This window comes from Aeromonas sp. TW 6 (assembly GCF_013168745.1).
Classification (GTDB): domain Bacteria; phylum Pseudomonadota; class Gammaproteobacteria; order Enterobacterales; family Aeromonadaceae; genus Aeromonas; species Aeromonas caviae.
In genome coordinates this window covers 42,822-49,130 of record NZ_JABERS010000032.1, presented here as the reverse complement: position 1 = coordinate 49,130, position 6,309 = coordinate 42,822, and the positions used below count along the sequence as shown (strand labels likewise).

General features: G+C 63.3%; 7 protein-coding genes. 2 read left to right on the top strand and 5 right to left on the bottom strand.

Annotated elements, in window-relative coordinates; all coding sequences use genetic code 11:
* Nucleotides 1-439: 439 nt before the first annotated feature.
* Complete coding sequence (locus tag HKD46_RS15355) at nt 440-802, bottom strand: DUF2061 domain-containing protein (RefSeq protein WP_171865625.1); 363 nt, start codon at nt 800-802, stop codon at nt 440-442.
* 180 nt (nt 803-982) lie between these two features.
* Between HKD46_RS15355 and HKD46_RS15350 the strand changes: the two genes are divergently transcribed.
* Complete coding sequence (locus HKD46_RS15350) at nt 983-1,204, top strand: hypothetical protein (protein ID WP_010675517.1); 222 nt, start codon at nt 983-985, stop codon at nt 1,202-1,204.
* A gap of 110 nt (nt 1,205-1,314) precedes the next feature.
* Here HKD46_RS15350 and HKD46_RS15345 read toward each other — a convergent pair whose 3' ends face one another.
* Nucleotides 1,315-1,914: an FMN-dependent NADH-azoreductase gene (locus HKD46_RS15345; protein ID WP_171865624.1), complete on the bottom strand. Its 600-nt coding sequence runs from the start codon at nt 1,912-1,914 to the stop codon at nt 1,315-1,317.
* A gap of 109 nt (nt 1,915-2,023) precedes the next feature.
* Here HKD46_RS15345 and HKD46_RS15340 point away from each other — a divergent pair, with 109 nt between their 5' ends.
* On the top strand, nt 2,024-2,953 hold the full coding sequence (locus HKD46_RS15340) for a LysR family transcriptional regulator (protein ID WP_171865623.1): 930 nt from the start codon (nt 2,024-2,026) through the stop codon (nt 2,951-2,953).
* A gap of 50 nt (nt 2,954-3,003) precedes the next feature.
* Here HKD46_RS15340 and HKD46_RS15335 read toward each other — a convergent pair whose 3' ends face one another.
* The 3 genes from HKD46_RS15335 to HKD46_RS15325 are packed head-to-tail and all read right to left on the bottom strand — an operon-like array spanning nt 3,004 to nt 6,216.
* Complete coding sequence (locus tag HKD46_RS15335; RefSeq protein ID WP_171865622.1) at nt 3,004-3,858, bottom strand: 23S rRNA (adenine(2030)-N(6))-methyltransferase RlmJ; 855 nt, start codon at nt 3,856-3,858, stop codon at nt 3,004-3,006.
* Entirely contained in the window at nt 3,852-4,313 is a 462-nt protein-coding gene (locus HKD46_RS15330) for a DUF2390 domain-containing protein (RefSeq protein WP_171865621.1), read from the bottom strand. The genes HKD46_RS15335 and HKD46_RS15330 overlap by 7 nt, the downstream gene beginning before the upstream one ends.
* On the bottom strand, nt 4,306-6,216 hold the full coding sequence (locus HKD46_RS15325; RefSeq protein WP_171865620.1) for an ABC transporter ATP-binding protein: 1,911 nt from the start codon (nt 6,214-6,216) through the stop codon (nt 4,306-4,308). The genes HKD46_RS15330 and HKD46_RS15325 overlap by 8 nt, the downstream gene beginning before the upstream one ends.
* Between the last annotated feature and the right edge of the window lie 93 nt (nt 6,217-6,309).

Genomic DNA, 6,309 nt, shown 5'->3' with positions numbered 1-6,309 from the left:
TGACGGCGCTTACTGCTGAATTCACTGTCGGCGAAGGTGAGCTGATGACTCATGATGAACCCTTTTTCATGGCTCCAGATGACAAACATGATCTCATATCAGGGACTTGTTCGCACCTTCCTTAGCATGTTGTGGATGAGTCGCCGGTCGCCCCTTGCTGTGATCGGCAGGAGTTGGCAAGCCGATGACATGGCTACCGCCCCTGAATTTCAGCTTCCAGTCTGCTGCTTGGTAACCAACGGGGATGGCGGAGAGGGCTCATGGGTGACTCCGACGAGGCTTGGATTGCCATTCGGGTATGGTAGCGAGAGAGGGGCGCAGGGGAAGGGCGAGGTGATAAATGTTGGGGCGGGATCAACAAATTGGTCAGTACGGCAGGGAGTGGTCCCCTGGCCGGGGGAGAGAGGCTTGTTCAGGGGGAAGGGCAGTTGCCCCTCCCTCAGGCCAGAGCCAGCTGCTGGCGGCTGCGCCACAGCCGCTCGTGGAAGAAGAAGACGACGGTGTTGATGGCAGGTTCGATCAGTGCCATCACGCCGCCGGTGAGCAGCTCGCCACTCAACAGGTAGGCGACACCGAAGGCCACCGAGAAGTGGACCAGGGCGAAGCTGCTGGTCTTGGCCTGCAGGCTGTGTTCAGGCTTGAGCTTGTGCCAGCCAAGGTCGTGGAAGTAGAAGGCGACCGTGTTCACGGCGGGCTCGATGAGGGCGATCAGGCTGGCGGTGAGCAGTTCGCCGGTCAGCAGGTAAGCCACGGTGAAGGCGACACAAAAGTGCAGGATGGCGAAGCTGATGGTCTTTTTCATGGTGGTGTCTCCTCTGGCGATGAAGGCAGTATCACCCAGAATTCCACCAAATGAAAATCATTCTCATCTATCGGCGAAATAGAAAATGCCTATCGACCGGGGGAGGCACCACCAGATTGGGAGTTGCCTGGGAACGCAACGGCGCTAGAGTGTGCCTTTTGCCATGAAAAAGGAGCTTTCATGACCATCAACTCCAACCTGTTTGTTCTCTTCATGCTGCTGCTGATGATCGTCGTCGGCGTGGTGGCCTGGCGACTGGCCCGGCGCAAGAGCCGCCACCCGGGGCTTGTCACCTTCCTGTGCGTGCTGCTCTGCCTGGTGCCGCCCTTTGCCCTGCTGGCGCTGCTCATTCTGGCGCTCTGGCGGGACATGCCCGCAGGCCCCGATGCCAGACAAGCCTAGTCTCTTCCGCCACTGCCGCAGTCATAGAAAAGCCCCTTGCGGGGCTTTTTTACTTGGAATGTCCCGCGCAGCAGGTGGCCGGTTGGAAGGGGCAAGATCGGGTGATGGCCCTACCTGCCGAGGCCAGCGATCCGAGCATGGGCCTCGCGCATTCCCTGCTCCGCCCCGTGGGGGTGCAGATCCATCCCCTCTGCGTAGACGAATTCCACCTCCGCGATGCCCATCAGGCCGAGCACGGATTGGAGGTAGGGGGTGACCGCATCCGTCGCCTGTCCCTGATGCACGCCGCCGCGGCTGCTGAACACCAGGGCGTTGACCCCCTCCACCAGCCCCATGGGGTAGGTGTCGGTGTAACGGAAGGTCACCCTGGCCCGCGCCACCAGATCGAACCAGTTCTTGAGGGGGGTCGGCACGTTGAGGTTGTACATGGGGGCGCCGATCAGCAGCAGGTCGGCGGCCTTGAGTTCGGCAATCAGCCGATCCGACAGCGCCACCGCCTGCCGGATGGCCTCATTGGCAGGTTCAGCCCCCCGCAGGGCGTGAAACAACGGGCTGTCGAGGGCGGGCAAGTCGAGGGCGGTCAGGTCGCGCACCACTACCTGGTCCTGGTGGCCCTGCTCCCGGCGTGTTTGCAGGAAGTGCTTCATCAACTGGTTGGTGCGGGATGCGGGGCCGTTGAGGCTGGATTGCAGCAGCAGGATCTGGCTCATGAGGGGAACTCCATCTGAAACGTGTGAAGAATGAAGGGAGCTTACCAGTCATTTTTTTCCGCAGTGCTGATACTATTTCGCCATATTGGCTCCAAAAGGTATGCAATAGATGGCAAACACGCTCAACGGCATCGATCTCTTCGCCACCGTGGTGGAGGCGGGCAGCTTCGCCCAGGCGGCGGAGCGGCTCCACCTCACCCGCTCGGCGGTGGGCAAGGGGGTGGCGCGGCTGGAGCTGCGTCTCGGCGTGCAACTGTTTCATCGCACTACCCGCAGCCAGAGCCTGACCGAGGAGGGGGCGCTCTTCTATCGCCACTGCCTGCGGGCGCTGGAGGAGGTGCGTCTTGGGGAAACGGCGCTGGCCAGCAACAAGCTCACCCTCAACGGCAGATTGAAGGTCTCCATGCCGGTGCTGTTCGGCCAGCAGTGCGTGGCCCCCATTTTGCTGGCGCTGGCGAAGGCGCATCCCGGGTTGGCCCTGGAGCTGTCGTTCAGCGATCGCAAGGTGGATCTGGTGGAGGAGGGGGTGGATCTGGTGATCCGCAACGCAGAGCCGCCGGACAGCCTGGATCTGGCGGCACGCAGGCTCGGGGAGCACGGCATGACGCTTTGCGCCTCGCCCGCCTATCTGGCCGAGCGGGGGGAACCTGTGACCCTGGCTGAGCTACCGGATCATGAGTGCATTGCCTATCTGCGCCAGGGGCGGGTGCTGTCGTGGTGGTGGCAGGAGGCCGAGGCATGGCGCGAAGTCCAGCCCAGAGGGCGGTTGCAGATGGACGATCTCAACGCCATCACCCAGGCGGCCATCGCGGGCTTTGGTCTCGCCTGGCTGCCGACCTGGCTGGCGCGGCCCCACCTTGAGCGGGGCGAGCTGCGCGAGCTGCTGGCCCGGTTGCCGGGTCGGCGCTATTCCATCAACGCCCTCTGGCCCCATGGTCCGCATCTGCCCCTCAAGACCCGGCTTGCCATCGACTGGCTGGCGAGCCGCCTGTCCGAGCAGCTGGCTAGCGTGAACGTGCCGGGTCATCAGCCCCAATGAAAAAGGGCCTACTGTGACAGGCCCTTTTTCATTTTCTGTGGTTCCGAGGGTCAGGCTTCGGCTTTGTTCAGCCACTCCACCCTGTACTGGGCGCCGGCGCCCTGGGCCAGCTTGGAGCACAGGGGTTTCAAGAAGGCCTCGATCTGCTGGTCCAGCATCCAGGGGGGGCTGACGATCAGCATGCCGGAGCCGTTCATGCCCCAATCGGCAGTCTGGCCGGCCACTTCCAGCTCGGCCACCAGGACGTTGCCGAAGTTCTCCCGCTTGATCGCTTTGAGCATGTCGCGGGACTTGTCCGCCTCTTGCCCGAGGATGGGATACCAGAGGGCGTAGATGCCGGTGGCCCAGCGCTTTTGCGCTTTTTTAAGGGTATCGACCACGGCGAAGTAATCTTCCTTCAGCTCATAGGGGGGGTCGATGAGCACCAGGCCGCGGCGCGGGGTGGGGGGCAGCAGGGCAACCAGCCCTTCGAAGCCGTCGCGATGGTGCACGGCGACGCGGGGGTCGTACCCCATGTTGGCGCGAAGATCCTCCACCTCGTTGTTGTGCAGCTCCATCAGCGCCAGCTTGTCCTGATCGCGGATAAGGCGGCGGGACAGCTCCGGCGAGCCGGGGTAGTAGTGCAGCTGACCATCGCTGTTCATCTCCTCGATGACACCCAGATAGGGGGCCATGGCAGACCACTGGGCCCGCTCATCCCACAGGCGTTTGATCCCGTCGGCATATTCCGCTTTCTTCTGGGACCAGTCGCCGCGCAGGTCGTAGAGACCGCCACCGGCATGGGTGTCCAGCACGATGAAGGGTTTCTCCTTCTTCTTGAGGGACTCGATGATCAGGGCCTGGACGGCGTGTTTGAGCACATCGGCGTGGTTGCCGGCGTGAAAGGCGTGGCGGTAGCTCAGCATATGAGATCTCTGAGGGGGCCCTGCTGGGCACCCAGTAACGATAGATAGTGAAACAGGTTGCGGCTGTCGCCGCGAAACAGGGTGAGGCTGCGAAGGGTCTGCAGCAGGACCCCCTGTTGCAGCCGTTCCAGCTCCAGCTCGTGGGCCAGCATGGCCTGATACTCCTGCTCGCCGAGCCGCGCCTTGGCGCTCGAACGCAGGGTGCGCCAGGGGCCGAGCACCGCCTCGGTCTGCACCAGCGCCGGTTGCAGGTCGGTGAGATCCACCGGGATGCTGCTCTGATCAAGCCGGTGCAGCAACAGGGCCAGGTTGACGTTGCCCCCCAGCGCCTGCACGCTGAGCCAGTCCTGACTGCGCATGCCGTAGGTTTCGCCGCTCCAGTGCCAGAAGTCGAGCGGGCCCGGCAGTTCGTGGGCGTCGATCCGCTCGCTCGTCATCAGCTGTTCGTCACGCAAGGAAGGCCTGCTCCATGGTTTCGAGCTCCTCACTGAGGCTCATCCACTCCAGCTCCACCCCTTCCAGCTCCTCCTTGATGGGGCCCTGGGACTTGAGCAGTTCGGAGAGCTTCTGCTTGGCGCTCTCTTCATAGATGGCGGGATCGGCCAGCTGCTCTTCCACCGCGGCCAGCTTGGCCTGCAGCTTCTCCATGCTGGTTTCGAGCTTCTCCAGCTTCTGGCGCAGTGGTCGGGTCGCTTGCCGGAACTCCGCCTCGCGCCGCTTCTGATCCTTGCGCGCCACCGCCGAGTTGGCGGAGACGACGCCGTCGTCCTGTTTGGCGTTGGCCTCTTTCTCCTGCTCGCCGAGCCACTTGTGGTAGTCGTCCAGATCGCCGTCGAAGGCCTCGACCCGGCCACCGTGCACCAGATAGAAGTCATCTGTGGTGGTACGCAGCAGGTGACGGTCGTGGGAGACCACCACCATGGCCCCCTCGAACCCTTGCAGCGCCATGGTCAGGGCGTGGCGCATCTCCAGATCCAGGTGGTTGGTCGGTTCATCCAGCAGCAAGAGGTTGGGCTTTTGCCAGGTGATGAGGGCCAGCACCAGCCGCGCCTTCTCGCCACCGGAGAAGGGGGCCACCTTGTCCAGCGCCTTGTCACCGTGAAAACCAAAGCTGCCGAGGTAGTTGCGCAGCTCCTGCTCGGTCTTGTCCGGCGCGAGGCGTACCAGATGATCGAGGGGGGAGTCGTCCAGGCGCAGGGTCTCCAGCTGATGCTGGGCGAAGTAGCCGATGCTGACCCCGGCGCTCACTTCCAGCTTGCCGGAGAGCGGCGGGTTGGATCCCGCCAGCATCTTGATGAAGGTGGATTTGCCGGCGCCGTTGCGACCGAGCAGGCCGATGCGTGAACCCGGTACCAGGTTGAGTTTGATCTTCTCCAGGATCACCTTGTCGCCGTAACCGGCGCTGAGGTTCTCCATGGCAATCAGCGGGGTCGGCAGGGCCGACGGCTCGCGAAACTCGAAGCTGAACTCGGAGTCGGCGTGGGCGGGCAGGATCTTCTCCATCCGCTCCATGGCCTTCAATCGGCTCTGGGCCTGACGGGCCTTGGAGGCCTTGTAGCGGAAGCGATCCACATAGGATTGCATGTGGGCCATCTCCCGCTGCTGCTTCTCGTACATGGACTGCTGCTGGGCCAGGTGTTCGGCGCGCTGCAGTTCGAAGTCGGAGTAGCCGCCGCTGTATTCGTTGAGCTTGCCGTTCTCGATATGGATGATGCGAGTCACCACAGAGTCGAGGAAGTCGCGGTCGTGAGAAATGAGCACCAGCGTGCCCTGATAGCCCTTGAGCCACTTCTCCAGCCAGATGACGGCGTCGAGATCCAGGTGGTTGGTCGGTTCATCCAGCAGCAGCAGATCGGAGCGGCAGAGCAGCGCCTGGGCCAGGTTCAGGCGCATGCGCCAGCCACCGGAGAAGCTTCTGACCGGCGAGTCGAGCTGATCGCCGCCAAAACCCAGACCGTGCAGCAGCTCGGCGGCGCGGGCGCGAATGCTGTAGGCACCTATGGTATCGAGCTTGCCGTGCAGCTCGGCCACCAGCAGACCGTTGTCATCCGCCTCGGCCCGGGCGAGCTCGGCCTCCAGGGCGCGGAACTCCTTGTCGCCGTCGATCACGTACTCCAGGGCGGAGCAGTCCAGCGCCGGGGTCTCCTGGGCCACGCCGGCAATCTGCCAGCCGGCGGGCAGGCTGAAGCTGCCGTTGTCGATGGCCAGCTCGCCCCGCACCAGCGCAAAGAAGGTGGACTTGCCACAGCCGTTCTTGCCCACCAGGCCCACCTTGTGGCCGGGGTGTATGGTGGCGGACGCGTTGTCCAGCAGCGTGCGGCCGCCGCGGATCAGTTCGATTTGACTGGCAACTATCATGGATGGGTCTGCTTGGCTCGATTGAAGGAGAGAAACTGGCGCGGATCTTACGTGAAATGACACAAATTTGCACTTGAGGGCGGGGGGGATGGC